1 protein-coding gene is annotated in these 562 nt (G+C 46.8%); it reads right to left on the bottom strand.

The genetic code is table 11. The features are described 5' to 3' along the window. A partial coding sequence (locus R7R24_RS29345; RefSeq protein ID WP_318120543.1) for a 3-oxoacyl-ACP reductase family protein occupies positions 1-562 on the bottom strand: 562 nt, incomplete at both ends.

Genomic DNA, 562 nt, shown 5'->3' with positions numbered 1-562 from the left:
CATGTACATGCCACCATTTACATGCAAAGTTTCACCAGTAATGTAAGCGGCTTCAGGTGAAGCTAGGAAAACTACTGCTGATGCAATTTCACGAGGATCACCCAAGCGACCAGCTGGCACGTTCGCCAACGTTGCTGCACGTTGGTCGTCATTTAGCGCCTTAGTCATGTCAGTTTCGATGAAACCAGGTGCAACTGTGTTAACCGTAACGCCACGAGAAGCCACTTCACGAGCCATTGATTTGGTAAAACCAATCACGCCCGCTTTTGCTGCTGCGTAGTTAGTTTGACCCGCATTACCCATAGTGCCTACAACAGAACCTACGTTGATGATACGACCCGCGCGTTTTTTCATCATTCCACGCAGAACCGCTTTAGACATACGGTAAATAGGCGTTAGGTTTGTGTTGATGATGTCGTTCCACTCATCGTCTTTCATGCGCATTAGTAGGTTATCGCGAGTGATACCTGCGTTATTCACTAGAATATCGATCGCACCAAACTCATCGTTAATGGTTTTTAGTGTTGCTTCGATAGACTCAACGTCAGTGACGTTAAGCGCT

It is taken from the genome of Vibrio sp. 704 (assembly GCF_033339295.1).
The sequence above is the reverse complement of the archived record's forward strand: the minus strand, read 5'-3'. Positions and strand labels throughout refer to the sequence as shown.